Genomic DNA, 25,565 nt, shown 5'->3' with positions numbered 1-25,565 from the left:
ATGCCCGGGCCTGGGAAGACACTGGTCATCGGCACCTCCGCCGTGAGCGCTCCCGAGGTGGCGGAGGCAGCGGCCGATCCGACGTTTCACGTGGAACTCAACCGTGAAGCGTTGACCTTGATTCAGCAATCCAGGGACGTGGTGGAGAAAGCCGCCGCATCGGGACAGCGTGTCTACGGACTCAACACCCTGCTGGGCTCGGGGCGCGACACGGCTGTGGAGGAAAAGTCCATCCTGGCGTACCAGGTCCAAGTGGTCCGCTACCACAACAGCGGGGTCGGCGCCTACCTGGACCGGGCCGCCGCCCGTGCTGTGATCCTTGCCCGGCTCATCGGATTCAGCCGCGGCGGCTCGGGCGTCCGCCCCGAAACAGCCCGGTTCTACGCCGACCTGCTCAACAGCGGCATCCATCCCGCCATTCCGCGCGAAGGATCGGTGGGGTCATCCGACCTCACCCAGCTTGCCGCCGTCGCCGCCGTCGCAATCGGCGAGGGGGAAGCCCTCGACCCCTCGGGCGCCGTGGTTCCGGGCGCCAAGGCGCTCGCCGACGCCGCACTCCAACCGCTGGTCCTCGCTCCCGGCGAGGCCCTGGCGCTGGTCAGTGCCAACTCCTACTCCGTGGGCGCCGGAACCCTCGCCCTGGTGAGGCTGCAACGCCTGGCCGGGCTGGCCGACGTCGCGCTTTCCCTCTCGCTGGAGTCCATTGCAAGGTACGACGGCGGCGGGAACCTCAGCCCTTTTTCGCCGCCGATCCAGGCGGCCAAGGCGGTAGACGGCCAGCGGCTGTCCGCGGAGGCTGTCCGGCGCCTGTTGAGCGGTGGTTGGTTGGAGCGCGCCCGCCCCGAGGTGTCCGTACAGGATGCCTTGTCCTTCCGTGCGGCACCGCAAACCCATGGAGCTTTCCGCGATCTGGTCCAACAGTTCGAGCGGGCGCTGGAGGTGGAACTCAACGGCCGGAGCGACAACCCACTGGCTGACGTCGGGTCCGGACTCATGGTCTCGGGTGGCAACTTCCAACCGATGCAACTGGCGCTCTCCTTTGAATCGCTCAGGCTGGCCCTGGCACATGTGGGCATTTCCAGTGAGCGCCGGATCGCCAAACTGTACCCGCCGCAACGCACCATCCGGGCCAGGCATTTGGCTGCCGCGTCGGGCGGATCGGGCTTGGCGCAGGAGGAACTGCCCGGACTGCTGTGGTACTCGGCCGCCGGCTTGCTCGCCGAACTCAAGTTCCTTGCAGCCCCGGCAACCCTGGGCGCTCCAACCCTTTCCGCCGATATCGAGGACCACTCCACGCTGGCTCCCTTGGCGCTGCAGCAGTTGGAAAAATCTCTGGAAGCGGCCGAAAAACTCCTGGCGATCGAAGCACTCACCGGCTCCTACCTGCTGCTCGAAGCGGATGCCGCGCAGCCGCTCGGAAAGGGGACTGCCGCCGTCGTGGGCTGCCTGGCCGACATCCTGGCAGACCGGCCGCCCGCTTCCGAGCTGGTGGAAAGGGCGCGGCATGCCCTGCTGGTCCGGGAGGAGGGGGAGACACAGTGACCACGGAAGCGGCCGGGCCGGCCCATACCGACGGGCTCGAGGCCTCCATCCTGGACAAAGTGGGCCACACGCCGCTGGTGGCCTTGGAGTCACTGGGCAGGGGTCTGGGCAGCAGCATCCACGTCAAACTCGAATCCGAAAACCCCGGCGGCTCCATCAAGGACCGGACCGCTTTGAGCATGGTCCGTGCCGCCGAGGAATCCGGGGAGCTGCAGCCCGGGGCGACGATTGTTGAGAGCACCTCGGGAAACACGGGGATCGGGCTTGCCCTGATCGGCCAGCTGACCGGGCACCCGGTGGTGGTAGTCACCGGCGACTCCATCTCGCAGGAGAAACTCGACGCCCTGCACAGCTACGGGGCGCGCGTGGTGATCACCGATTGGAACGCGCCGTCCGAGTCGCCGGAGAACGCCCGGGCGGTAGCGGCGCGCATCACTGCAGAGACCCCCGGGGCCTGGCGTCCAATGCAGTTCGACAATCCCGCCAACCCCTTGGCCCATTACCGCACCACCGGGCCCGAAATCTGGGAACAGACGGGCGGGCTCGTGACTCACTTTGTGGCCGGAATTGGTACCGGCGGGACCATCAGCGGCAACGGCCGGTACCTGAAGGAACGCGTGGCTGCCGAACGGCCGGGTGGCCACGTGGAAGTGGTCGCGGCAGATCCCCACGGCTCGGCCTACAGCGGCGGGCATCCCGGTAACATCCTGGTGGACGGCGTCGGCAACTCTTGGCCTGAAGCGGAATGGCCCAAGATTTTCGACCGGTCGATCGTGGACCGGTTCCTGCGGATCCCCAATGATGAGGTGTACACCACCGTCCACCGGCTCCTGGATGAAGAGGGGCTTGCGCTGGGTCCGTCGTCGGGGCTCATTGTGGCCGCAGCCCTCCGTGTCGCGCGGGCCGCACCAAGGGGGTCGGTGGTGGTGGCGATTGCTCCCGACGCCGGAACCAACTACCTCAGCAAAGCCTTCAACCCTGTCTGGCTGGCAGAGAACGGCATTCGCCTCACGGCGGACATCCCCGCCCCCGGCGAGTGATCCTCTCTCATATACCGTCGGGTTTCCCGCGGTCCTTCCGCGCAGGCCGGTGCGTTAAGCTCCACGTATGCCCGAACAGGAAACAACGCACCGCCTTGCCGGTTATCTGGACAAACAACAGCCCGAACTGTACTCAACGCTGAGCCACTACTCCCAGCAACTGGTGGACGAGGCGGACAGGCTTGGGGTCCCCCGCCGGACCCTGGAGCTCATCAATTATCTGTGCTCGCAAATCAACGGCTGTGCCTTTTGCCTGGACCTGCATCACCGCCGGGCGCTGAAATACGGCGAGACCGAGCAGCGTCTGTCCTTGGTGCCCGTCTACCGTGAAGTCCAACTGTTCGAGCCCCACGAAGTCGCCGCCATGGAGATCGCAGAGCAGATCACCCGCATGAGCACGTCGCGGCCCACCTTTGAACTCTTCGAGAAAGCCCGGCTGCATTACACGGATGCCCAGATCAGCGTGATCTGCATGGCGGCGATCGGCATCAACGCCTTCAACCGCCTCTCCATCCTGAGTGAGCACCCCGTCCGGGCGGCCAGGAAGTAGTCCAAGCACGCCTGGGGCTTGCCGCCACCACCTTCTTTGGGCCCACAGCCAGCTCGAGGCCAGGATTTTCCCGGCGTGTTGGGTGTCCGTCGGCTCAAAGTTGGTGGTGGCGGCACACCCCCTAGGGTGAAACCTTTTCCGTGGCAGGCGAGGCAAGCTTCCGCCGTCGTCCGTACTTGAAGTGGAAGAACGCATAGCAGGCGCCCACGAACGGAATGCCGAACAACAACGCAGCCACCTGGTTGGGATCGAAGGCGATACCTATGAGGGACACCACGCAGAGCGCGAACGCAAGGATCGGAACCAGCGGGAACAGCGGCGCCCGGTAGGGGAGCGATGCAAGATCACCGCCGTTGCGGACAAAGGTTCGCCGGTACACGAAGTGCGAGGCCACGATGGACATCCACACACCCACCGTGGCGAAACCGGCTATGGAGACCAGCACCAGGTAAACGGTGGCGGGTGCCACGATGCTGCTGACCAGGGAGGCAAGGCCACCGAGCATGCTCACACAGAGCGCCACGAGAGGGATTCCGCGCTTGGTGAGCTTCTTGAAGGCCTTGGGGGCGTGGCCTTCGTCGGCCAGCGAGAACAGCATGCGCGCGCAGGAGAACAGGCCGCAGTTACCGGCTGACAGCAGCGCGGTGATGATCACGAAGTTCATGATGTCCGCCGCGAAGGGGATGCCCAGCATGGAGAAGACCGTGACGAACGGGCTCTCGTCCACGCTCACTTTCTCGTAGGGGATGGTGGCGGCGATAACCGTGATCGCCCCGACGAAGAAGATCATGAGCCGGATGACAGTAGTCCGCATGGCCTTGGGGATGTTCGCGCCCGGGTTGGCTGTTTCGCCGGCGGCGACGCCGATCAGCTCCGAGCCGGAGAACGCGTAGAAGACCGCCAGGCAGGTCACGAAGACACCCGTGAAGCCGTTGGGGAACAGCCCTGCATCCGTGGAGAAGTTCTCGGTCAGCGACGGGTAGCCGCCCTCGGCGAGGGGGTGGAAGCCCAGCAGGGCAGCGCCGCCCAGGATGATCAGGCCGACGACGGCGGCGACCTTGATCAGTGCGAACCAGAATTCCGATTCACCGAAGACACGCGACGAGATGGCATTGAGGGTGAACAGGACCGTGGCGAAGACGAAGCACCAGATCCAGACGTCAACGCCCGGGAACCACCGCTGCATGAGCAGGCCGGCCGCTGTGAACTCCGACCCCAGGGCCACCGCCCAGCAGAGCCAGTACAACCAAGCCGTGGCAAAGCCGGTGGCCGGCCCGATGGTGCGGGCAGCATAGATGTGGAATGCGCCTGAAACGGGGAATGCGACGGCGAGTTCCCCCAGGCACGCCATCACCAGATAGACCACCACGGCGCCGATCAGGAATGCGATGACTGCGCCGAGCGGGCCGGCGGTGGCGATGGTGTACCCCGAGCTGACGAACAGGCCTGAACCAATGACGCCTCCCATGGCGATCATGACCAGGTGCCGGGCCTCCATGGACCGGCGGAGGCCTGATGAGGCGCCCTCTTCAGGCTGCGCCTCAGGTGCCGATACCTCGGCTTTGAGTGGGGAGCTGTGTCCCATGTTCCCTCCGGGAAGTAGACAGCAAAGTCTTGGAAGTGCCGTGCCGTTGGAGTGATCCAACTAACACGAAGACAAGATTCATCACACGACAAACACCCATTTCAAGGAGGATAAGAAACCCCTCGCATAGACGGGCGGGCACCCTGAGCGAGACCAAGATTTCCTTATCAGTAAGTCATGCGAGCAATTACTCTGCTTTCGACCTGCTAAGTTCCAAGCGGAGCTTCTGCAAGGATTACTCGATGCCGGCGAACAACTCGTTGAGTTCAGCCGTGAGCTGCTTGCGGACGGCTGGTGATCCGATCTCGTGGCCGTTGATGTGGTTCACCGGTGCGATCAGGCGAATGCTCGAAATCAGCCACACGGCGTCGGCGTCAAAAAGGTCCTGCGGAACCAGCGGGCCGTAGCCAAGCTCCCAGCCGGCAGCTTTGGCGGCCGCGAAAAGCGCGCCTTGCGACGTGCCCGGAAGGATGCCGCTGTCCAGTTGGGGAGTGATCAGGCGACGCACCGTGCGGACTGAACCTTCGCCGTCGTCGACTGTTTCCAGGTGGGCCAACAGCACAGTGGACGTCGGCCCCTCCAGGACGCGCCCGTCTGTGGAGGTGAAGATGGCGTCATCGGCACCCTGCTTGTGCGCATAGCGCAGCGCAGCCATGTTCACCGCATAGGAGAGCGTCTTGGCGCCCAGCAGCAGCCAGGGTGCGCGCTCGCCGGCTTCGGTGTCGAAGCCCCGGTCCAGAAGTACGACGTCGATACCCGTCTCCCGCTGCCGGCGGCTGCCCGCGGGTGAAGGCGAAGCCTGGACCCAGCACGTGGGGCTGGCTGCACCTTCCACGCCCCGGGTCACCAGGAGCTTGACGACGACTTCGTCTTCTTCGGGAGTAGGCGCGGGGTGGGCGGAACGGAACTCGGTGATGGCAGTGTCGATGGCCCTGCGCCAGGCATCCTGCTCCGGAACGGCGAGGTCCAACGCCGCGGCCGAGCTGCCCAGCCGGTTCAGGTGCGCCTGCACTTTGCGCGGCTTGCCCTCGACGGCCAGTAGCGACTCGAACACGCCATCACCACGGGTGGCACCGAGGTCCGTGGCCATGAGCTGGGGCTGGCTGGAGTCGGCAACGCGGCCGTTGGGGAAGGCCGGATCCAGGAAAACAAGGACCGTAGGGGCAGGTGAAGTCATGTTCCAAGCTTAGTGGCGCCCTCCACCACGGGCGGGCGGATAGGCTGAGGTCACTGTTTGTATTCGGACCGTGGGGGTTTGTCGAGTGCTTTTTCCGTTTCCGTTTGGCCCCGAGTGGACGTGGCTCGTGGGTGTCTGGGCCATCGCGGAAGTCATCATGCGGATCGTGCTGCTGGGCATCATCCCCGGCAACCGCCGCCCCACCACTGCCATGGCCTGGCTCCTGGCCATCTTCCTGATCCCGTCCCTTGGCTTCGTGCTTTTCCTGCTGTTCGGAAATTTCAAGCTTTCCAAGCGGCGGAGGGAGCAGCAGGAAGCGGTGAACCACCGGGTCCGTTCCGTCACTTCCGAGCTGGCGGATCCGGCCAGCGAATATTCCGGTCCCGAATGGGTGCGCTCGGCAGGCGAACTCAACCACCAGCTGGGCTCGCTTCCCATGGTGGACGGTAACAAAGTGGAACTGATTCCGGGCTATGACGAGTCCCTCAAGGCCATGGCGGAAGCCGTCCGCGGTGCCAAGGAGTACGTCAATGCCGAGTTCTACATCATGAGCAGCGATTTCATGACCGACGAACTGCTCACGGAACTGGAGAGGGCCGCAGAACGCGGTGTCACGGTACGGCTGCTCTTCGACCACATCGGCACCCTCCGCATCAAGGGCTACCGGCGCTTGGTGCGCAGGCTCAAGGCGAGCAAGATCCAGTGGAAGCCGATGCTTCCGCTGCTGCCCATCCACGGACAGTGGCGGCGCCCGGACCTGAGGAACCACCGCAAGATCCTGGTGATCGATGGTGTCCTGGCGTTCACTGGCTCCCAGAACCTGATCGAGCCCTCCTACAACAACCCCAAGCACCGCAAGGTTGGCCGGAAATGGGTGGAGCTCATGGCACGGCTGGAAGGTCCCATTGTGCCCACGCTCAACGTGGTGTTCGCCACCGACTGGCTGAGCGAAACGGACGAGTCGCTGGAAGGGCAGCTGCGGTTGCCCACCGGGCCGAACCCCGGGCACGTCACCGCGCAAGTGGTCCCGAGCGGTCCCGGGTTCTCCACGGAAAACAACCTGCGCCTGTTCAACACCCTGATCTACTCCGCCCAACACAGGATTTCCATCTGCAGCCCATACTTCGTGCCGGACGATTCGCTGCTGTACGCCATCACCACGGCAGCCCAGCGCGGGGTGGACGTGGAACTGTTCGTCTCGGAGAAGGGCGACCAGTTCCTGGTGCACCACGCCCAGCGCTCCTACTACGAGGCCCTGCTGGAGGCCGGCGTCCGGATCTACCTCTACAAGGCCCCGTACGTCCTCCACGCCAAGCACTTCACGATCGACGACGAAGTAGCCGTCCTGGGCTCCAGCAACATGGACATGCGGTCCTTCTCCCTGAACATGGAGGTTTCGGTGATGTTGCTGGGCGCTGAGACGGTCAACCTCATGCGGGCCGTGGAATCGACCTACCGTGAGGTCTCCACGGAATTGACCCTGGACGACTGGATGCACCGGCCACCACTGGCCAAGTATGTGGACAACGTGGCGCGCCTGACTGCCACCCTGCAGTAACCCTCAGGAGGGGAAGTCCGCCCCCAGCGTAGAGAGCACCCCGTACGCCTTGGTCCGGATTTCCTCGTATTCTTCATCCGCCACCGAGTCTGCAGTGATGGCTCCCCCCACGCCCAGCGTGAGGGTCCGCCCCTCGGGCGCTTCAGGGTTCACCACCAGCGTGCGGATCACTACGGCAAGGTCCGTCGCGGCGTTCATGGAGAAATACCCCACGGCGCCCGAATACATTCCGCGGGGCCCGGACTCAAGACGGTCCAGGATGTCCATGGTGCTGATCTTGGGCGCGCCGGTCATGGAACCGGCAGGAAACGCGGCGGCGACGGCTTCAGCCCTGGGAGCCCCCGGCCGAAGCTGTGCATCCACGGTGCTGACCATCTGGTGGACCGTGGCATAACTTTCAATCGCACAGAGGCGGCTCACGGTGACGGATCCCGGCACGGCGTAGTGACTCAGGTCGTTGCGGAGGAGGTCCACGATCATGATGTTCTCCGCACGGTCCTTGAGTGACTCCTCGAGCTCATGCCGCAAGCGGATGTCTTCGGCGTCATCCTTGGACCGGCGGCGGGTGCCCTTGATCGGCTCGGCCCGCATGCCGCCGTCGGACAGGATCCTGAGGAAGCGCTCCGGTGAGGTGCTGGCCGCCACGAGCCCGCCGAACTTCAGGTAACTTGCGAACGGCGCGGGGTTCCGGCGACGCAGCGCCAGGTAGGTTTGCCACGGATCGAGGCCCGGGTCACCGGCTTCAAGGGTGGTGGTAAGGCAGACTTCGTAGGAGTTGCCTTCGCTGATTTCGTGCTGGGCGTCGGCGATCTTCCGCTTGTAGTCGGTAGCGGAGTCGCGGCAGGTGAACCCGGGGATGGAACCAACGAGGGCGGATGGGGCACCGGCGGTGACCGGCCGGCCGGCGGCGCGGCGGCCGGAGGCGGGGTGGGTTGTGGCCGGGTGCACACCGGCACTTTCGCTGCTCGAAGCAGCCGCGACAGAGGCGCGTGCCGCGCTGAACCATTGATCGGCGTCGGGGGCGTCCAGGGCCAGCAGCCACACGGCGCGGTCGCGGTGGTCCAGCACCACGGCGCGCCCCGCGAAGAGGAGGGCCGCATCCGGAGTGAGGGAGCGGACATCGTTGCCGCCGGTCTCGCGCTTCAGCTCATAACCCAGGTATCCAAGCCAGCCCAGGGTGAACTGGCCGTCGTAGCCCTCGGGAGCGCGGACTGCCTTGCGCCCCCACACGGAGTCGAGCCAGCGGAAAAACGGCCCCGACGTTTGGGCCGTAGCGGATCCGGCAGTCACCAAAGTAGTCCCGGACCGGTGCTCTACAGACTGTCCGAACGCGCCGCCGTCGTCGGCCAGGATGCTGAAGCGGCTCCGGGCAGCCGCCTGGGTTCCACCGGTGATCGCGGTGGCGTAGTTGGACGAATCCAACCACACCGCGTTGGCGGAGCGGCCGTACAGTGAGCCGAACAGCACGGCGGCGTCCGGGGCGGCATCGATCCGTTCGGACCTGAGCCGGAGGCCGCGGCGGGCGCTGAGTTCGGGAGCCAGGACGGCCGAAAGTGCGGGCAAGTACGGCATGGCGTTGAGGACGTCGGTCGGCGCGCTGCCGTCCGCGCGGTTCAGGACCCGGATGTCCGCATGGTCACCCACGGGGTCCGTGGCCAGCCAGTCATCCTCCTGGGCAGCCCAGGTGTCCCAGTAGGGCTCGTAGGTGCTTCCGTCCCGCTCCAAAGCACGACGGCGGCGCTCCTCGCCTGTCGCTTCGACCCACACGACGACGTCCAGCATGGGCCGTGCGGCGGCAGAAGCGGCCCCGACACCTTCCACGATCACGATCTCGGCGGGCTGGGTGACCTGGTGGTGCCCATCGCCGTGGCGCTCCCAGTCCCAACTGGTCCATTCGGCGGCCAGGTTCCGGCTTAAGGGTGTGAGGACGGTGGCAACGTAGCGTTCGATGCCCGGGGCAAGGCCGTTCCAGCCGGGGTAGATGTCCTCAAGATGGAACATGGACACCTTGTGGTGCTCCCGCAACCGGGCCGCCAACTCGACGGCCAGCGTGGTCTTGCCTGCTCCGGAACGCCCGTCGACAGCAATGATCACGGGTGCAGGGGTCATGACATAGAGGTTACCTGCTGGGGCTGGTTGGCTTGTCCGGCGATTGCTTCCTTGACGTGCCGCACAATTCCCGGGATGGCCGCGTGGATGAGCGTCCAGGTGTTTTCGAAGTCCGTGTGTCCGCCGTACCAGGGGTCTTCGATGCCCAGGTCAAGGGTGCTTTTGCCAGTCATCCGGGGGTCGAAGCTGCGGAGCATCCGGACCTTGCCCAACGATTCGTCGTCCGGCGCGCCTTCCTGCAGCCACCCGAAGTGGTCCACGTCCAGGGCAAGGATAAGGTCGCGTTCGGCGAACCATTCCCGCCGCCATTCCCGGGCGAGGTGGTCTTCGGAAGCGATGTGCTGGGTGGTCAGGATGCGGGCTGCGCGGGGGTCGATTCCGTGCCCGACTTCGTAAGCCGTGGTTCCTGCGGAATCGACGTCCACAAGGTCGGCGAGCCCTTCCGCGGCGAAGGCTTCGGTCAGCATGAGGGCCGCCATGGGGGAGCGGCAGATGTTTCCTGTGCAGACCGTAATGATGCGGTATGGGCTCGTCTTTGAGTACATTCTGCAAGCATGGTTGATGGCACCCCTCTTTGGCTAGGGCGCCACTCCACAGGAATGTCATTTTCGGTGTCGAATCTGTCACATTCGACGTTTGGGCGTTAGAGGCTGTGCGCGGGTTCGGCTCCGGCTTCCGCAGCATCGGCTGCTTCCGCCGCTTCGGCGGCCAGCGCTGCGGCCGCCAGGTAGACGGTACGCACGACGGCGGCGCGTCGCCTTCCGATACGCCCGGGGTCATTGCCCGCCATAAGGCCGTCCAGTGCAGGCAGGACAGGGGCCGAATCGCAGAGGCTCACGATGGTGATCAGCAGATCGCCGGCATCTTCCCGCGAAACGCCGGGGAGGGCTGCGATGGTGCTGTTGACCTTGGAGGCACAGTTGGCCATGCGCTTGGGCAGTCCGACCACTTCGGTGCCCCGTTCCAGGCCTTCCCAGAACAGGAGCCGCGGAGCCGTCGCGTCCTGTTGGTGGTGGTCAAAAAGCCGGCCTGCATAGTCCGCCATGGCTTCCGGGCCGTGGCCTTCGATGGGAACCTCATCCATCAGCGTGCTGAGTGCGGTGACGATCACGGCGTCGAAAAGTGCGTTCTTATTGCCGAAGTACTGGTAAATCCGCTCTTTGTTGACGCCGGCCTCGGACGCAATACGGTCGATGCGTGCACCGGCAAGTCCGCGGGCGCAGAACTCCGCCGTTGCAGCTTTCAGCAACAGCCCTTTGGTTCTTTCTGTGTCCCACGCCATAGGGTCATATTACCAGTTTCCAACTAAGTGGTTGTAATTGGATCGCGGTCCGGTTAGGGTGGTGCCAAGCCAATTGCAACTATCTGGTTGGAGAATCCGATGACCGCCCCTGCCGCTTCCAAAACGACCGCCGAGTCCGCCGCCGCACCGCCTTCTGCTGCTGCTCCTGCACGCCCGCACATCCCTTCCGTGCACATGCGTGCGCTGATCACGTGGCTCGCCATTTTCCCGCTGGTGTCCATTGGCATGCTTGCCCTCGGACCGTTGATGGAACCGTGGCACCCGGTGCTGCGCGCGCTCCTCTTGACGGCATTGGTGGTCCCGCTCGCCGTGTACATCGTGGTTCCCCGGCTCATGGCCGGCCACGGAGTACTGACCCGCAAGGCCGTGGAACGCGCAGCCCAACGAGCCGCCCGCCGCTCCGTTTAGCCCAACTGGGTCGCATTTGTGCGCGTTTTGAGGGCTCAAAACGCGCACAAATGCGACCCAGTTGGGTGCCGGGGCGGGTTAGGCGTCGCGGGCTGCTGTGACTTCCTCGAGGGTTGCGTAAGCGGCCTGGGTTCCCTTCTTGGTCGCAGCCAACGCGGCCGCAACAGAAGCGAATGACGCGGCGTCCACCAGCGAGTCACCCGCGGCCAAACGCGCAGCCACAGCTCCTGTAAACGCATCGCCGGCACCCGTGGTGTCCACCGCATTGACGCGCGTCGGAGCGATCCGGGTGAGCTGCTCCCCCCGTGCCAGCGAGTCCAGCACCACCGAACCCTGCGAGCCGAGTGTCACGAGAACCCGTTGCAGGCCCCGGTCGGCGAACTGGCTGCGGACGGGCTCCCACGCTTCGGCGTTCGCATCGGCGGAAGGAATGTTCGCCTCGGAACCAAGGAACAGTGCGGCCTCGTGCGCGTTGACCAGCAGCACGTCGCTCAAGCCGGCCAACAACTCCGGCACATCGGCGTACGGCGAGAGGTTCAGCAGGACGGTAGCCCCGGCGTCGTGCCCGGCCTGGGCGGCGGCCACGACGGTATCGATGCCGACCTCCAGGCAGAGGCACACGACGGCGGCGTCCCGGAAGGCGGCGAAGTCGACGTCGGCGGGGGAAAGGGTGCCGTTGGCGCCGGCAGAGATGATGATGCTGTTCTCGCCGCGCGCATCCACCGAGATCACAGCGACGCCGGTTGCGGTGTCCGAGCGTCGGACGCGCGAGACGTCCACTCCGGCGCTGGCTGTCGAGTCCAGGAGCATGATGCCGTTGGGGTCCTCGCCCACTGCACCGATCAGGCTGACCCGGCCGCCGAGCTTGCTGGCTGCCACCGCCTGGTTGGCGCTCTTGCCGCCCGGGTTCACCGCGAAGCCGTTGCCGTGCACCGTTTCACCCGGCTGGGGAAGGCGTTCTGTGTAGATGGTCAGGTCGGCGTTGAGCGAACCCACCACTACGATTCCGGGTGTGCTCACGCAGCCACCTCTTCGTCCTCGTGGACCTCGGCGTCAACCGGCTTGGGAATCAGCAGCGAGGCCGCGAACGCGGCGAACGTGATGGCAAAACCAACGACGACGACGGTCAAGTAGGAAGCTTTCGCGTCACCCATCGCTGAGGTAGCCACCAGAACGGCGGGCAGGACCAGGAAGCTCAGGCCGGCACCGAGGTTGAAGGCGCCGGCGTTCATGCCGGGGAGGAAGCCGGGGTTGCCCTTGGGCGAGAGCACCACGCCGAGTCCGTTCAGCATGATGTTGACGGTACCGGCGTACATGATGCCCAACAAGGCCGTGCCGGCAATCATCATCGGAAGGCTGTTGAGGCCGAAGAGGGCAATGATCGCCAATGCGACGAGGCTGCCGACCATACCGATGCGCAGCACCTTGGTGTAGCCGAGGACCGGGGCCAGCCGGCCGCTGATCGGGCCGAAGAGCCAACCCAGAAGGGCGTACGGAGTGAGGATGATGAGGGACATCTCGGTTGGTCCCACGCCGAATCCCGGATTTGCAGCCTGGACGAAGGCCGGGACGATGCCGTTGATCACCGCGAAGATACCGGTCATGGTGAGCGTAGTGGTCAGCAGGGGCGCCCACGTGGAGCGCTGGCGCAGGTGGACGATCTCGACCATCGGCTGCTGGGCGCGCTTCTCCACGGCCCAGAAGGCGGCGAATGCGACGACGGCAATGACCGTGAGTCCGACGGCGAGGGCCAGCGTACCGCCGTCGAATGCCGACGCGAGCTTGGCGCCCTCGTTCAGGGCAGTGAGCAGGGCGCCCACGGCGATGACGATGAAGAACACGCCGAGCCAGTCCATGGTGGTGCCCGCGGCGGGCTTGCTTTCGCCGGCCAGGAATGCGATCAGTGCTGTCGCGACGACAGCCAGTGCAACCATGAGCCAGAAGATGCTGCGGAAACCGAAGTTCTCAGCGAAGTAGCCACCCACGAACGAGTCGACGCCGGCCACGCCGCCGTTGACTGCCGTAATGAGGCCCATGAGCGCGCCGTACTTGCGCGGGTTGCTGACTGCCGAGCGGAGCATGATCAGGCAGAGCGGAACCGTGGGGCCGCTGACGCCCTGGATGATGCGGCCCACAAACAGCCACGTCACGTCCGGAGCCAAGGCGGCGATGACCGAGCCGATCGCCATGAGGACCATCATGCCCACGAGGATCTTCTTACGGCCGACGATGTCGCTCAGGCGGGGAAGGAACAGGGAGAACAGTGCTGCGGCCGTGAAGAACCAGGTCTGCGAGAGACCGATGGTGGCTTGGTCGGTCTGGAGTTCGTTGCCCATGGTGACCAGGGCCGGGCTGAGCATGGAAGCGTTGAGCTGGAACGCCACGCACGCTGCCAGCAGGGCGACCATGAGGGCTGTGACGTTGCCTCTGGTTGTTGCGGGGACGGACATTACTTGGCCTCTCCTGCCAGAACCGTTTCCGCGACGTGCGCGCCTGAGGAAGTGCCGCCGTCGGGCTCGCCGATCCGCTCGATCGCATCGGTGACCAGGTCCCAGAACTTCTTGTGGTCCAAATCCACGGCGACGGAGGTGTGGCAGTCCTCCGGTGCGGGTGCCCGGAAGTCGGCCACGGTCATGCCGAGGGTGAGCTTGCCCTGCAGTTCGATGTCCACGGGGACCTTGCGGGTGGTCATGACGGTGGGGTCGATGACGTAGGCGACGGCGCAGGGATCGTGGACCGGCGGGAAGTCGAAGCCCTGGGCGTCCTTGTAGGTCTTCTTGAAGAACTCCATGAGCTCCAGGACGAACTTGGCGGGCTTGGTTCCGATTTTGGCAATGTTGTTGACCACCTCGTCCGTGGCCAGCGCTTGGTGCGTGAGGTCCAGGCCAACCATCACCACGGGCCACTTCTCGTTGAACACGATGTGTGCGGCCTCGGGGTCGATGATGATGTTGAACTCGGCAACGGCGCTCCAGTTGCCCACGTGGTAGCCGCCGCCCATGAGGACAACTTCCTTGACGCGTTCCACGATGCGGGGCTCCTTGCGGGCCGCCATCGCAATGTTGGTGAGGCCGGCGGTGGGAACCAGTGTGACGGTGCCAGGCTCATGTGCCATGACGGTTTCGATGATGAGGTCGACGGCGTGGCGCGGGTCAAGCTCGATGGCGGACTCGGGCTGCTCCGGGCCATCCATGCCGGAGTCTCCGTGGATGCTGGGGGCCGTTTCGATGGTCCGCACCAGGGGTCGGTCGCAACCGGCGGCGAACGGAACGCCGGTGATGCCCGCGATGGTCGCCACTGAAAGGGCGTTGCGCGTGACCTTCTCGAGGGTCTGGTTGCCTACCACCGTGGTCACGGCCAGCAGTTCGATGTCCGGGTTGCCGTGTGCCAGCAGCAATGCCACTGCGTCGTCATGGCCAGGATCGCAATCAAGAATGATCTTTTTGCGGGTGTTGGTTTCCACGTTTCTCTCCACGTCATTGGGGCCTGTCCGGAGTTCTTGGCTTTCTGGGGTGGTGCCGGCGCCGGACAGGGCGCTAAGCATTCAGGGGAATCATGGCACTTCGCTTGGGGTTACGTCAAACGCTTAACGTGGGGTACGTCAAGCGCTTGATGCATTGTGCTGCCTGTCGGTTGCGTAACAACGCTAGGATCGATGCATGGAAACCCCCGCCCACCTCGGCAAACGCGCGCCCCGGGTCACGGCCGCCATGGTTGCAGCGAAGGCGGGCGTTTCGACGGCGACAGTCTCCCTGGTTGCCAACGGCAAGACGCAGGGGCGCGTCTCGGAAGACAACATCTCCCGGGTCCGGACCGCCATCGCCGAGCTTGGTTACGTGGTGGACAGCATCGGGAGTTCCTTGGCCCGCGGGGTCAGCTCGATCGTCATCCTGGTAACCCCGGACGTGTCCAACCCGTTCTTTGCCAACGTCATTGCCGGGGTCCGTGAGTCGTTGGGCGCTGACTACCAACTGCTGCTCTCCGTGACCGACGCCGGCGAATCGCCGCAGGCAGACGACGTCCGGAAACTCCTGTCCCTGCGACCGGCGGGGCTGCTGGTGGGCGCGCCGAGCGCGGAGTTTCTGAAGGATCTGTCCGCCAGCGGCCCGTTGGTGCTGCTGGATGCTCCGGGGCTGGAGACCTTCGCTCCGTCGGTAAACCTGGATGTTGCGCAGGGGGCACGCGAACTTGCCCGACACTTGGCTTCCGCCGGGCACACCCGGGCCGCCTATGTGGACGGTATTACGGGCACGGCCACGTTCCAGCTACGGCGTCAGGCGTTCCTCGAGGAGGCTGCATCGTGCGGCCTGCTCGTCTCGGAGGACCACGTCATCAGCACCTCGATCGATGTTGGAGAGGCCGCGGCTGCCTTCGCCTCCGCCTGGCCTTCGTGGAAAGCGGCAGGCGTGACCGCCGTCGTCTGCGGTACCGATACACACGCCTATGGCGTACTGCAGGAAGCACGGGTGGAGGGCGTCCGGATCCCCGATGAGCTTGCTGTAGCGGGTTTCGACGACCTGCCTTATTCCGCAACCAGCAACCCCAGTCTGACTACTGTTCACCTGCCCGCGACACCGCTGGGCCGCAAGGCGGGGGAACAGTTGCGGGGGCTGATCGAGGGGGTTCCCCTGGCCGAGCCGCACGTGACGCTGGAGAGTTCGCTGGTGGTCCGTGGCTCGACGGCGCAGGGCTGACCAGCGTTAGTGGATGACCGCCAGCAGGATGCCCACCAGGACGAACAGGCACCCGAAGATGCGGTTCAGGATCTTCTGGCCGTGGGCGTTGTGGGTGAAACGCTGGAAGGACCGTGCCGCGAGGGCGAAGAAGAGCCACATGACCAGGATGTCGATCGCCAGAACGGTCGCCGTCAGCACCAGGTACTGCGGAACAAGGGGCTGGTCCGGCTTGATGAACTGCGGCATGAACGCCAGGAAGAACACGATCGCCTTGGGGTTCAGCAGGTTGACCCAGATGCCGCGCTGGAACATCGACAGGGCGGGCTCGTTCTTCTTGTCCTCCACCTCTTCTTTGTCCAGGTCTGGCTTGTGCAGGAACTGCCGGATGCCCAGGTACACGAGGTAGGCCGCGCCGGCGTAGCGAATGATGTTGAAGATCAGCGGCGAATTGGAAACCAGCACGCCAACGCCCAGGGCGACGATCACGATGTGGATCACCAGTGCAACCTGTTGGCCGAGAATTCCCCAAATGGAGCGGCGGAAGCCCGAATTGAGCGAGTTGCTCATGGTGAAGATGGCCCCGGCGCCGGGCGTGAAACTGATCAGGGTGCCGGCACCAACCAAGGCCAGCCAAAGGGAAAATTGCACCATCTCAGCTTAATGCCGGTGAAGAGGGTAGCCGGGACAGAGTGGCACGGGGCGCCGGGTGGCTCCGGCGCTTCGGCGGCGCCGGCGTTCTCGGCACACGCCCCGTGCCTCCACCACCCACTTTGCCGCCGCCCGCCGTCGAACTCGCCCAAAACAGCTTGATTTCGGCGCCCGGGCAGCTCAAAAGGTGGCGAAGGCACAGCCCAGCCATACCAACAACAAATGTAGTTTGAGCGACCCTACGGGACGACCGCTGAAGTCGAAGCTGATGCAACAGTTGCCGTGACGTATCCGGTCTTGGTGCCGGTGACTTTGACGGTGAGGGTTTTTCCGGTGTCTGTGCCGGTGAGTTTGTAGGTTGGGGCTGTGGCGCCCGGGATTGCGATGCCGGTCCGGTACCACTGGTAGGTGAGCGTTACGGGTGCTGGTCCCCAGGTGCCCGGGTTGGCTGTCAGGACGTAGCCCGCCTTCGGCGTGCCGGTTATGGTCGGGGCTGCTGACGTGAGGACACCGGCAGCGATTGTTGTGGTTGGGGCCGATGTAGTGCTTGCCGTGACGTATCCGGTCTTGGTGCCGGTGACTTTGACGGTGAGGGTTTTTCCGGTGTCTGTGCCGGTGAGTTTGTAGGTTGGGGCTGTGGCGCCTGGGATTGCGATGCCGGTCCGGTACCACTGGTAGGTGAGCGTTACGGGTGCTGGTCCCCAGGTGCCCGGGTTGGCTGTCAGGACGTAGCCCGCCTTCGGCGTGCCGGTTATGGTCGGGGCTGCTGACGTGAGGACACCGGCAGCGATTGTTGTGGTTGGGGCCGATGTAGTGCTTGCCGTGACGTATCCGGTCTTGGTGCCGGTGACTTTGACGGTGAGGGTTTTTCCGGTGTCTGTGCCGGTGAGTTTGTAGGTTGGGGCTGTGGCGCCTGGGATTGCGATGCCGGTCCGGTACCACTGGTAGGTGAGCGTTACGGGTGCTGGTCCCCAGGTGCCCGGGTTGGCTGTCAGGACGTAGCCAGCCTTCGGCGTGCCGGTTATGGTCGGTGTACGGCTGGTCAGTGCGCTATTCACGCTAATTGTGCTGAGGGTTTGGAATGATCCGGAGTTTCCGAGGCTGTCTCGGAGTGGGAAGAGTGTGACGTTCCATTGTCCGAGGGCTGAGCCTTGGGGGATGGTCATGGTTCGTTCCCAGGTTCCGTCTTTGGTGGTGCCTGAGATGAGTGTTGCGGTCCCGAAACCGTGGCTTTGGCTGGTTGTTGTGTGGCCGAGGGACAGGGTTGGTGCCGTGGTTCCGGTCGTGTCGGTTATGCGGAGGGTGACCTTGACCGTTGCAGGTCCGGTGCTGAGGTTGAAGGTCTTGGGCGTGACAGTGGAGCTCACAAGCACCGGGGCGGATGTGTCGGTTGGTGTTCCGCTGAGGGTGATTGTGCTGAGGGTTTGGAATGATCCGGAGTTTCCGAGGCTGTCTCGGAGTGGGAAGAGTGTGACGTTCCATTGTCCGAGGGCTGAGCCTTGGGGGATGGTCATGGTTCGTTCCCAGGTTCCGTCTTTGGTGGTACCTGAGATGAGTGTTGCGGTCCCGAAACCGTGGCTTTGGCTGGTTGTTGTGTGGCCGAGGGACAGGGTTGGTGCCGTGGTTCCGATCGTGTCGGTTATGCGGAGGGTGACCTTGACCGTTGCAGGTCCGGTGCTGAGGTTGAAGGTCTTGGGCGTGACAGTGGAGCTCACAAGCACCGGGGCGGATGTGTCGGTTGGTGTTCCGCTGAGGGTGATTGTGCTGAGGGTTTGGAATGATCCGGAGTTTCCGAGGCTGTCTCGGAGTGGGAAGAGTGTGACGTTCCATTGTCCGAGGGCTGAGCCTTGGGGGATGGTCATGGTTCGTTCCCAGGTTCCGTCTTTGGTGGTGCCTGAGATGAGTGTTGCGGTCCCGAAACCGTGGCTTTGGCTGGTTGTTGTGTGGCCGAGGGACAGGGTTGGTGCCGTGGTTCCGGTCGTGTCGGTTATGCGGACGGTGACCTTGACCGTTGCAGGTCCGGTGCTGAGGTTGAAGGTCTTGGGCGTGACAGTGGAGCTCACAAGCACCGGGGCCGAGACGTCAGACGCGGCAGTCGCAGCAGTCAGCGGCGAAAACGCGAAAGATAGACAGACAGCCAGTAGTAACCCGAGCATTCTCATTGGCCCGGTAGATTTGGTCAACGACACGCGTTATTCCCCATAATTCTCCGCCCCCATGGCGGTCAGCTATTGCCTGCAGGAGCGCGGGCAGAGTAACTCTAATGTCATTGACTTTCTCAAGATTTCACGTGACGGATTATGACCTGCCATTCGGCACCTAAACCACTCGCTGGCTATCTCAACAGCATTTGCCCAGCGGTGAGTGGCTCCAATGGACCTGGGTTTCCGGCAGGAGGTTGTAGTAGGTGTCGAAGTACGAATGAGGACCAGAGCACGTGTAGCCAATTTCGTCTATGCCGAAATGACAGATCATCTGCAAGTCAAGCTCGGCTTCAGCCAGTGCTTTGAGTATCGCTGCTTCGGCTAGGACTGGCTCAGAGCCATCACAATTCTCCGACCAGCGCCCGGAGTGCGCGATTGCGAAATACTTGGTGTCTTGGTGCCGTAACGCATCAAGAATTTCTTTAAAGTACGGCGTTAGGCATCCTGCTTAGTCATCCGTGATGACGGTGACGATATCCAAGCACATGTCGGCGTCCAGCCCAATGAGCACAATCCGCGGAAGTACGGTTCGGCCGTGAAGGATGTACGGACACGCGAGTATTTCAAAGTCGAAGCCAGCTTGAATGATCATGCCTCGACGCTATTGACCTAAAAGGATTCTTCGAAGTCCGCAAATAACCTGTGTGTACAGCCGAACCGGCGTGGCGTGGCCGTACTCGCTCATGCCCCGTACCGCCACCACCCACTTTGCCGCCGCCCGCCGTCGAACTCGCCCAAAATCAGATGGATTTTCGACGACGGGGAGCCCAAAGTCGGTGGCGAAGGTACAGACAGCGCCGCCCAAGACCGGGCAGACTGGTCCCGTGAGCGGAATCCCGTGGGTCCTGCACGTAGATCTCGACCAGTTCATCGCTGCCGTCGAGATCTTGCGGCGGCCTGAACTCGCTGGGAAGCCCCTCATTGTGGGCGGCCGAGGCGATCCCACGGAACGGGCGGTAGTGTCCACGGCGTCCTATGAGGCGAGGGCCTTCGGCGTTGGCTCAGGGATGCCCCTCCGCATTGCCGCACGGAAAGTGCCCGAGGCCATCATCCTCCCCGTCGACCAGGAGGCGTACCTCGCGGCCTCGGAGGTTGTGATGACCACCCTCAGGGAACAGCCCGGAGCCACGGTGCAGGTCCTTGGCTGGGACGAGGCCTTTGTTGGCGTCACAACGGATGACCCCGAGGCCTACGCCAAGCAGATCCAGGCTGCCGTGCTGGAAAACACGCGGTTGCACTGCAGCGTGGGCATCGGCGACAACCTGGTTCGTGCCAAGAACGCGACCGACTTCGGCAAGCCAGCGGGCATCTTCCGGCTCACCCAGGAGAACTGGCTCGACGTCATGGGTGCACGGCCCACGAAGGACCTTTGGGGTGTTGGTCCCAAGATCTCCAAAAGACTCGCGGCCCACGGCATCACCACAGTCAATGAACTCGCAGCCATTGACCCAAACAGCCTGGTCCAGGAGTTCGGCCCCAAGATGGGTCCTTGGTACGCCCAGCTCGGTCGCGGCGAAGGAGCCACGGAAGTAGACGATACGCCCTGGGTAGCCCGGGCCCACGGCCGCGAGACCACCTTCCAGCAGGACCTCACGGAGGCCGAGCAAATCGAGGACGCCATCAAGGAACTCACCGCCCGGGTCCTTGAGGACGTCACCGCCGAGGGCCGCCCCGTTGTTGGGCTGACGCTGAAGGTCCGCTACAAACCGTTCTTCACCAAGACCTACGCCCGGAAGATCCCGGAGACCTTCGACCGCAGCGAAGTCCTGGCCCAAGCCCTGGACCTTACCTCAAAAATGGAGCCCGACCGCCCGATCCGCCTGTTGGGACTCCGCGCCGAAATGGCCATGCCCGACGACGCACGCAAGGGCCACACGCCAACCCGCAGCGGCTGGTAAAGCGACCGGACAGCACGACGCCGGCCTCCCGCCTCAGGTGCTTGGCGCCGCCTACCAGCGCGGGTGGATCGCCTCGCGGAAGTAACGGTCGTAAATGTCCCGGACGCCGGCAGCCAGCCCGGTTCCAACATCCTCCAAACCGCCAGCTTCGGCATTCGCCCGTGCCTGCGCAGCAGATCGGGCACCTGGAATGACCGAGGTGACGCCGTCTTGGGCGATGACCCAGGCGAGGGCCGCTTGCGGGGTGGTGACGCCGTCGGGAACCAGCCCGCTGAACTCCTGCGCGGCCTTGACGCCTGTGGCGAAGTCGACGCCGGAGAAGGTCTCCCCGACGTCGAAGGCGGTGCCGGAACGGTTGTAATTCCTGTGGTCATTCTCGGCGAAGGTCGTCTCGGTGGTGTATTTGCCGGACAGCAAGCCAGACGCCAAGGGAACCCGGGCGATGATGCCTACCCCGGCTTCCCTGGCTGCGGGCAGTACTTCATCGAGCGGCTTGAGGCGGAAGGCGTTGAGGATGATCTGGACGGTTGCCGTGTTGCCGCGCTTGATGGCCTCGAGGGCTTCATCGGTCCGTTCGACGCTGACGCCGTAGTTCCGGATGGCCCCTTCGCCGACGAGGGTGTCCAGGGCGTCGTAGACCTCGGTAGTGCTGTAGACCGAGGTAGGCGGGCAGTGGAGCTGTACCAGGTCCAGGGTGTCCTGCTGGAGGTTCCGCCGTGAACGGTCGGTCCACTCGCGGAAATTTTTGAGCGTGTAGTGCTCCGGGAGTTGGTCTACGCGGCGCCCCATCTTGGTGGCCACCGTGACGTCCAGTTCCGGGTGTTTCCTCAGGAAGCGCCCGATGATCTGCTCGCTGCGGCCATCACCATAAACGTCGGCGGTGTCGAAGAAGTTGACGCCGGCTTCCACCGAGGCTTCCAGGACGGCTGACGCGTCGGCTTCACTCACGGCGCCCCAGTCGGCGCCAAGCTGCCAGGTGCCCAATCCTACGACCGACACCAAGCGGCCGGTCCTGCCAAGTAAGCGCTGTTCCATGGGTTCGACTATATGCCGCTTGTGAGCGCTATCACCAAGGACGTCCGGATTAAAAGACGGGACAGCGCTTATGCGCGGGCAATGACTTCGCCGTTGGGAATGAGGAAGTATCCGTCCTCCGTGGCGCCCCAGCGATGCCAGCCGGCAGCGATCCGGGCAAGGTCGGCCTCCTTGGCGAAGCCGTACTCGAGGGCTTGCTCCGCAAAGGCAGAGTGCAGGACGCGTTCGCTCCAGACCCGCGACTGCCAGGCCCGCTGCTGTGCCGTGGCGTACAGCCAGTTGCTGCTGCTCGGTGCTACCTGTGCAAAACCTGCCTTTTGCGCCCATGACACCAGGCGGCGGCCCGCATCGGGCTCTGCCCCGTTGCGCCGGGCGATCTTTTGGTACAGCTGCATCCAGTCGTCCAGCTCCGGAACCTCCGGGTACCAGCTCATGCCATGGAAGTCGGCATCCCGGACTGCCACAATCGCCCCGGGCTTGGCGACCCGGCGCATCTCGCGCAGAGCTGCCACCGGGTCCGTGAGGTGCTGAAGGACCTGGTGGGCGTGGACGAGGTCGAAGGTCTCGTCGTCGAACTCAAGGTCGTAGATGTTGCCGGTGCGGAACTCCACGTTCTCCACGCCCCTGTCCTTGGCCAGTTCGGTGGCCTGGGCGATGATGTCAGGGGCGCGGTCCAGCCCTACGACGTGGCCGGGCGCAACCAGCCCCGCGAAGTCGCACGTGATGCTGCCCGGTCCGCAGCCGACGTCGAGCACTGACGTCCCGGGGGTGAGATGGGGGAGGACGAACGCCGCCGAATTCTCGGCTGTCCGTGAGGCGTGGGCCCGGACAACCGACTCGTGGTGCCCGTGGGTGTAGACATCTTCAGGTTGCTCCGCGTTCATAGGGAAACGCTACCCAACTGGGTCGCATTTGTGCGCGTTTTGAGTGCTCAAAACGCGCACAAATGCGACCTAGTTGGGTTTGGGTTGGGAGGCTTCCTGGCGGGCAGCAACAGTGGCGTCCACCATGTCCGACATGAATCGGCGCACGACCTCAAGCTCAGTGTCGCTGTAGGAGCTCATCGCTTGACCCATGCGCAGGGCGAGCGGCATGAACATGGCGCTGCCGTCGCTGTAGGCCTTGGGTGTCATGTGGAGCTGGACCTGCCGGCGGTCTGTCCCCAGACGTTCCCTGGTGACATGTCCCGACGCGTGCAGCCGGTCCACGAGTGCTGTGGTGGCCGGGGAGCTCAGGCGGAGTTCGCTGCGCAGGACTCCGGGCGTGACCACCCGCCCTGCTGCTGTATGCCGCATGATGACGGCGAGGGCGTTGAGGTCCGTCCGGTGCATATCGTTCTTGCCGCCCGCGGCGTCAACATAGTGGTTCGCTTCCAGGGTGAAGTCCTGGAGCAAGCGGATCAGGTCCTGCGGAGCGTCGGCCGGAGGTCCGCCAGGCACGCCGGCCGGAGGTCCGCCAGGCACGCCGGGTGCGTCCGCCGTTGAAGCCATCTCACCCTCCCGCACTGTCTCCGTGAATGCTGCCTTCCGGATATTACTCCCAGCGGCGGGGGAACCCGGCATTGGGAAACTCTTGGAATAGTTCCATGATAGAGATAATCTATGGTGGAAACAATCGCTCCGCCCCAAAACCCTGGAAGAAGGACCCATGAAATCCCAGAAGGTACCGTTCTGGCTCAGATGGCTGGTGCCCGTGGTGCTGATCATCGTCTGGTTCGGAATCGCCGGCATCGGCGGCCCCACGTTCGGCAGGCTGGAGGAGGTCTCATCCAACGACCAGGCCTCCTTCCTGCCTGCCGGTGCTGAAGCGACGGAAGCCGGTGACTGGCAGGCCAAGTTCCGCGACTCCGAAGAGATCCCGGCCGTCGTGGTGATCGAGGGAGATGCCGCCTTCACGCCCGCCCAATTGGGCGAAGCAGGCCAGATCAAAGCGGACATTGAGGCACTCAAGCTGGGTAGCGCCGTCGTCGGACCCATTCCCTCGGAAGACGCCAAAGCGGTCCAGTACATTGTCCCGATCGCCGAATCGGACGAACTGCGCGACGTCGTCAAGGAACTGCGGGATACCGTCCAACCCGGCGCACCGGACGGCATGCGCGCCTACGTGACGGGACCGGCGGGACTCACCGCAGACCTCGTCAACGCTTTTGGCGGGATCGACGGCATCCTGCTGCTTGTGGCGCTCGGTGCCGTGTTCATCATCCTGTTGTTGGTGTACCGCTCGCTCGTGCTGCCGATTGCCGTGCTCCTGACGTCTGTGTTCGCTCTCTGCGCCGCGATCCTCCTGGTCTTCGGCATGGCAAAGCTCGGCTGGATCCAGTTGAACGGCCAAAGCCAGGGCATCCTCTCCATCCTGGTCATCGGTGCCGCTACCGACTACGCCTTGCTCTACGTGGCAAGGTTCCGTGAGGCGCTGACACACACTGCCAACCGCACCGAGGCCGTCCTCACCGCGTGGAAAGCATCATTCGAGCCGATCCTCGCCTCCGGTGCGACAGTCATCATCGCGTTGCTCTGCCTGCTCTTCTCCGACCTGAACTCCAACAAAGCGCTCGGCCCCGTGGCTGCGGCCGGTATCGTCTGCTCACTGTTCGCAGCGCTCACCCTGCTGCCGGCCTTCATGGGTCTGCTGGGCCGCGCAGCTTTCTGGCCCTTCCGCCCCAAGCTGGTGCCCGACGGCGAACGCGAACCTGAGTTGGTCACCGGCCTTGAGGGGCAAAAGGGCTTGTGGCGCGCCACCGGACGGCTGGTTTCCCGTCGGCCGCGGACAGTGTGGGTGGCCTCCGTGCTGCTCCTGCTCGTGGCGTCCACGGGCATCCTTCAACTCAAGGCAAACGGCGTCCCGCAGACCGATGTCATCCTGTCCCAGTCGGACGCCGTTGACGGCCAGGCCGCGCTGGCGCGCCATTTCGACGCCGGCAGCGGCAGCCCCGCCGTCGTGGTCGCCTCAGAGGACGCTGCAGAAAAGGTGCTGGATACCGTGAAAGCAGCCGACGGAGTGGGCGATGCGTACCTGCTGGCCGAAGGCAACGTCCCCATCACGGGTGCCCCCGGGGCTCCGGCTGATCCCGCGGTGCGTGACGGCAAGGTGCTCATCAACGCGACGTTGAACTCCGCGGCGGACTCGATCGAAGCTGAAGAAGCGGTGAAATCACTGCGGACAGCCGTGAAGGACGTGGACGCTGAAGCCCTGGTTGGTGGGGTGACCGCAACAGCCCTGGATACCAACACCACTGCGCAGCGGGACCTGGTGGTCATCATCCCGATTGTGCTGGTAGTCATTCTGTTCATCCTGATGCTTTTGCTCCGCTCCGTGGTGGCGCCGGTCCTGCTGATCCTGTCCGTGGTGCTGTCCTATGGGGCCGCGATGGGAGTCTCGGCGTGGGTGTTCAACGGGATCTTTGCCTTTTCAGGAGCCGACGCGACTGTTCCGCTGTTCGGGTTCGTGTTCCTGGTGGCGTTGGGCGTGGACTACAACATCTTCCTCATGAGCCGCGTCCGCGAAGAATCAATCAAGCACGGAACACGTCCGGGAATCCTGCGGGGGCTGGGCGTGACCGGTGGCGTGATCACCTCGGCCGGTATTGTCCTTGCCGCTACGTTTGCGGCCCTGGGTGTCATTCCCATCATGTTCCTGGTGCAGCTGGCGTTCATTGTGGCGTTCGGGGTGTTGCTTGATACCGTCCTGGTCCGGTCACTCCTGGTGCCCGCGCTGGCCTACGACATCGGAGACAAGATCTGGTGGCCCGGCAAGCTGGCACGCCGCAGGCAGAAGGGTCAGGTGCAGGAGCGGGAGGCATCAGTTGTGCCTTAGCCCTTGATTGCCCGGCGGG

The 25,565-nt window shown here is 64.2% G+C and carries 22 protein-coding genes; 8 read left to right on the top strand and 14 right to left on the bottom strand.

Features of this window, described 5'->3' with window-relative positions; genetic code table 11:
* The 3 genes from ACPFL9_RS18285 to ACPFL9_RS18275 all read left to right on the top strand — a co-directional run bounded on the left by ACPFL9_RS18285 (position 1) and on the right by ACPFL9_RS18275 (position 3,132).
* Positions 1-1,542: an aromatic amino acid ammonia-lyase gene (locus tag ACPFL9_RS18285; protein WP_426004369.1), complete on the top strand. Its 1,542-nt coding sequence runs from the start codon at positions 1-3 to the stop codon at positions 1,540-1,542.
* Positions 1,539-2,582 carry a PLP-dependent cysteine synthase family protein gene (locus ACPFL9_RS18280; protein WP_426004368.1) on the top strand — a complete coding sequence of 348 codons (1,044 nt, stop codon included), beginning with the start codon at positions 1,539-1,541 and terminating at the stop codon, positions 2,580-2,582. Before ACPFL9_RS18285 ends, ACPFL9_RS18280 begins: the two co-directional genes overlap by 4 nt.
* A 67-nt stretch (positions 2,583-2,649) precedes the next feature.
* A complete protein-coding gene (locus ACPFL9_RS18275) occupies positions 2,650-3,132 on the top strand; it encodes a carboxymuconolactone decarboxylase family protein (RefSeq protein WP_426004367.1) in 483 nt (160 codons plus the stop codon).
* A gap of 121 nt (positions 3,133-3,253) precedes the next feature.
* On the opposite strand, the gene ACPFL9_RS18270 is transcribed toward ACPFL9_RS18275, so the two are convergent.
* The gene (locus ACPFL9_RS18270; RefSeq protein WP_426004366.1) at positions 3,254-4,717 is read right to left on the bottom strand and encodes an amino acid permease; all 1,464 of its coding nucleotides are present in this window, start codon (positions 4,715-4,717) and stop codon (positions 3,254-3,256) included.
* Positions 4,718-4,952: 235 nt separating this feature from the next.
* Positions 4,953-5,894 (bottom strand): aminodeoxychorismate lyase, encoded by a 942-nt coding sequence (locus tag ACPFL9_RS18265; RefSeq protein WP_426004364.1) that lies wholly within the window; start codon positions 5,892-5,894, stop codon positions 4,953-4,955.
* An 85-nt stretch (positions 5,895-5,979) separates the two neighbouring features.
* Between ACPFL9_RS18265 and cls the strand changes: the two genes are divergently transcribed.
* On the top strand, positions 5,980-7,452 hold the full coding sequence (gene cls, locus ACPFL9_RS18260; RefSeq protein WP_426004363.1) for a cardiolipin synthase: 1,473 nt from the start codon (positions 5,980-5,982) through the stop codon (positions 7,450-7,452).
* Positions 7,453-7,455: 3 nt separating this feature from the next.
* Here cls and ACPFL9_RS18255 read toward each other — a convergent pair whose 3' ends face one another.
* The 3 genes from ACPFL9_RS18255 to ACPFL9_RS18245 all read right to left on the bottom strand — a co-directional run bounded on the left by ACPFL9_RS18255 (position 7,456) and on the right by ACPFL9_RS18245 (position 10,843).
* On the bottom strand, positions 7,456-9,561 hold the full coding sequence (locus ACPFL9_RS18255) for a chorismate-binding protein (RefSeq protein ID WP_426004362.1): 2,106 nt from the start codon (positions 9,559-9,561) through the stop codon (positions 7,456-7,458).
* A complete protein-coding gene (locus ACPFL9_RS18250) occupies positions 9,558-10,106 on the bottom strand; it encodes a low molecular weight protein-tyrosine-phosphatase (RefSeq protein ID WP_426004361.1) in 549 nt (182 codons plus the stop codon). Before ACPFL9_RS18250 ends, ACPFL9_RS18255 begins: the two co-directional genes overlap by 4 nt.
* Positions 10,107-10,204: 98 nt before the next feature.
* The gene (locus ACPFL9_RS18245) at positions 10,205-10,843 is read right to left on the bottom strand and encodes a TetR/AcrR family transcriptional regulator (protein WP_426004360.1); all 639 of its coding nucleotides are present in this window, start codon (positions 10,841-10,843) and stop codon (positions 10,205-10,207) included.
* 99 nt (positions 10,844-10,942) lie between these two features.
* Here ACPFL9_RS18245 and ACPFL9_RS18240 point away from each other — a divergent pair, with 99 nt between their 5' ends.
* Positions 10,943-11,272, top strand: a complete 330-nt coding sequence (locus ACPFL9_RS18240; protein WP_426004359.1) for a hypothetical protein — start codon at positions 10,943-10,945, stop codon at positions 11,270-11,272.
* Between the two features lie 78 nt (positions 11,273-11,350).
* On the opposite strand, the gene ACPFL9_RS18235 is transcribed toward ACPFL9_RS18240, so the two are convergent.
* From ACPFL9_RS18235 to ACPFL9_RS18225, 3 genes are read right to left on the bottom strand one after another with little or no spacing between them, the layout of a single operon-like run.
* Positions 11,351-12,292, bottom strand: coding sequence for a ribokinase (locus ACPFL9_RS18235; protein ID WP_426004358.1), 942 nt, complete (start codon positions 12,290-12,292; stop codon positions 11,351-11,353).
* A complete protein-coding gene (locus tag ACPFL9_RS18230; protein ID WP_426004356.1) occupies positions 12,289-13,722 on the bottom strand; it encodes an MFS transporter in 1,434 nt (477 codons plus the stop codon). The genes ACPFL9_RS18235 and ACPFL9_RS18230 overlap by 4 nt, the downstream gene beginning before the upstream one ends.
* Positions 13,722-14,747: a nucleoside hydrolase gene (locus ACPFL9_RS18225; protein WP_426007610.1), complete on the bottom strand. Its 1,026-nt coding sequence runs from the start codon at positions 14,745-14,747 to the stop codon at positions 13,722-13,724. The genes ACPFL9_RS18230 and ACPFL9_RS18225 overlap by 1 nt, the downstream gene beginning before the upstream one ends.
* A gap of 235 nt (positions 14,748-14,982) precedes the next feature.
* Here ACPFL9_RS18225 and ACPFL9_RS18220 point away from each other — a divergent pair, with 235 nt between their 5' ends.
* On the top strand, positions 14,983-15,966 hold the full coding sequence (locus ACPFL9_RS18220) for a LacI family DNA-binding transcriptional regulator (protein WP_426007609.1): 984 nt from the start codon (positions 14,983-14,985) through the stop codon (positions 15,964-15,966).
* Between the two features lie 6 nt (positions 15,967-15,972).
* On the opposite strand, the gene ACPFL9_RS18215 is transcribed toward ACPFL9_RS18220, so the two are convergent.
* The 3 genes from ACPFL9_RS18215 to ACPFL9_RS18205 form a co-directional block, all read right to left on the bottom strand.
* Complete coding sequence (locus ACPFL9_RS18215) at positions 15,973-16,599, bottom strand: LysE family transporter (protein WP_426004355.1); 627 nt, start codon at positions 16,597-16,599, stop codon at positions 15,973-15,975.
* Between the two features lie 236 nt (positions 16,600-16,835).
* The gene (locus tag ACPFL9_RS18210; protein ID WP_426004354.1) at positions 16,836-18,659 is read right to left on the bottom strand and encodes a hypothetical protein; all 1,824 of its coding nucleotides are present in this window, start codon (positions 18,657-18,659) and stop codon (positions 16,836-16,838) included.
* A gap of 589 nt (positions 18,660-19,248) precedes the next feature.
* Positions 19,249-19,392: a hypothetical protein gene (locus tag ACPFL9_RS18205; RefSeq protein WP_426004352.1), complete on the bottom strand. Its 144-nt coding sequence runs from the start codon at positions 19,390-19,392 to the stop codon at positions 19,249-19,251.
* A gap of 232 nt (positions 19,393-19,624) precedes the next feature.
* Between ACPFL9_RS18205 and ACPFL9_RS18200 the strand changes: the two genes are divergently transcribed.
* The gene (locus ACPFL9_RS18200; RefSeq protein WP_426004350.1) at positions 19,625-20,698 is read left to right on the top strand and encodes a DNA polymerase IV; all 1,074 of its coding nucleotides are present in this window, start codon (positions 19,625-19,627) and stop codon (positions 20,696-20,698) included.
* Between the two features lie 51 nt (positions 20,699-20,749).
* Here the strand turns inward: ACPFL9_RS18200 and ACPFL9_RS18195 are convergent, their stop codons facing one another.
* The 3 genes from ACPFL9_RS18195 to ACPFL9_RS18185 form a co-directional block, all read right to left on the bottom strand.
* Complete coding sequence (locus ACPFL9_RS18195) at positions 20,750-21,733, bottom strand: aldo/keto reductase (RefSeq protein ID WP_426004349.1); 984 nt, start codon at positions 21,731-21,733, stop codon at positions 20,750-20,752.
* 68 nt (positions 21,734-21,801) lie between these two features.
* Positions 21,802-22,617 (bottom strand): methyltransferase domain-containing protein, encoded by an 816-nt coding sequence (locus ACPFL9_RS18190; RefSeq protein ID WP_426004347.1) that lies wholly within the window; start codon positions 22,615-22,617, stop codon positions 21,802-21,804.
* A gap of 69 nt (positions 22,618-22,686) precedes the next feature.
* Positions 22,687-23,223: a MarR family winged helix-turn-helix transcriptional regulator gene (locus tag ACPFL9_RS18185; protein WP_426004346.1), complete on the bottom strand. Its 537-nt coding sequence runs from the start codon at positions 23,221-23,223 to the stop codon at positions 22,687-22,689.
* Between the two features lie 157 nt (positions 23,224-23,380).
* Here ACPFL9_RS18185 and ACPFL9_RS18180 point away from each other — a divergent pair, with 157 nt between their 5' ends.
* Positions 23,381-25,546 carry an MMPL family transporter gene (locus tag ACPFL9_RS18180; protein WP_426004344.1) on the top strand — a complete coding sequence of 722 codons (2,166 nt, stop codon included), beginning with the start codon at positions 23,381-23,383 and terminating at the stop codon, positions 25,544-25,546.
* Positions 25,547-25,565: the final 19 nt, after the last annotated feature.

The sequence above is a fragment of the Paenarthrobacter sp. NyZ202 genome, from assembly GCF_049860755.1.
GTDB lineage: Bacteria > Actinomycetota > Actinomycetes > Actinomycetales > Micrococcaceae > Arthrobacter.
This window is presented reverse-complemented; position numbering and strand designations above follow the sequence as displayed.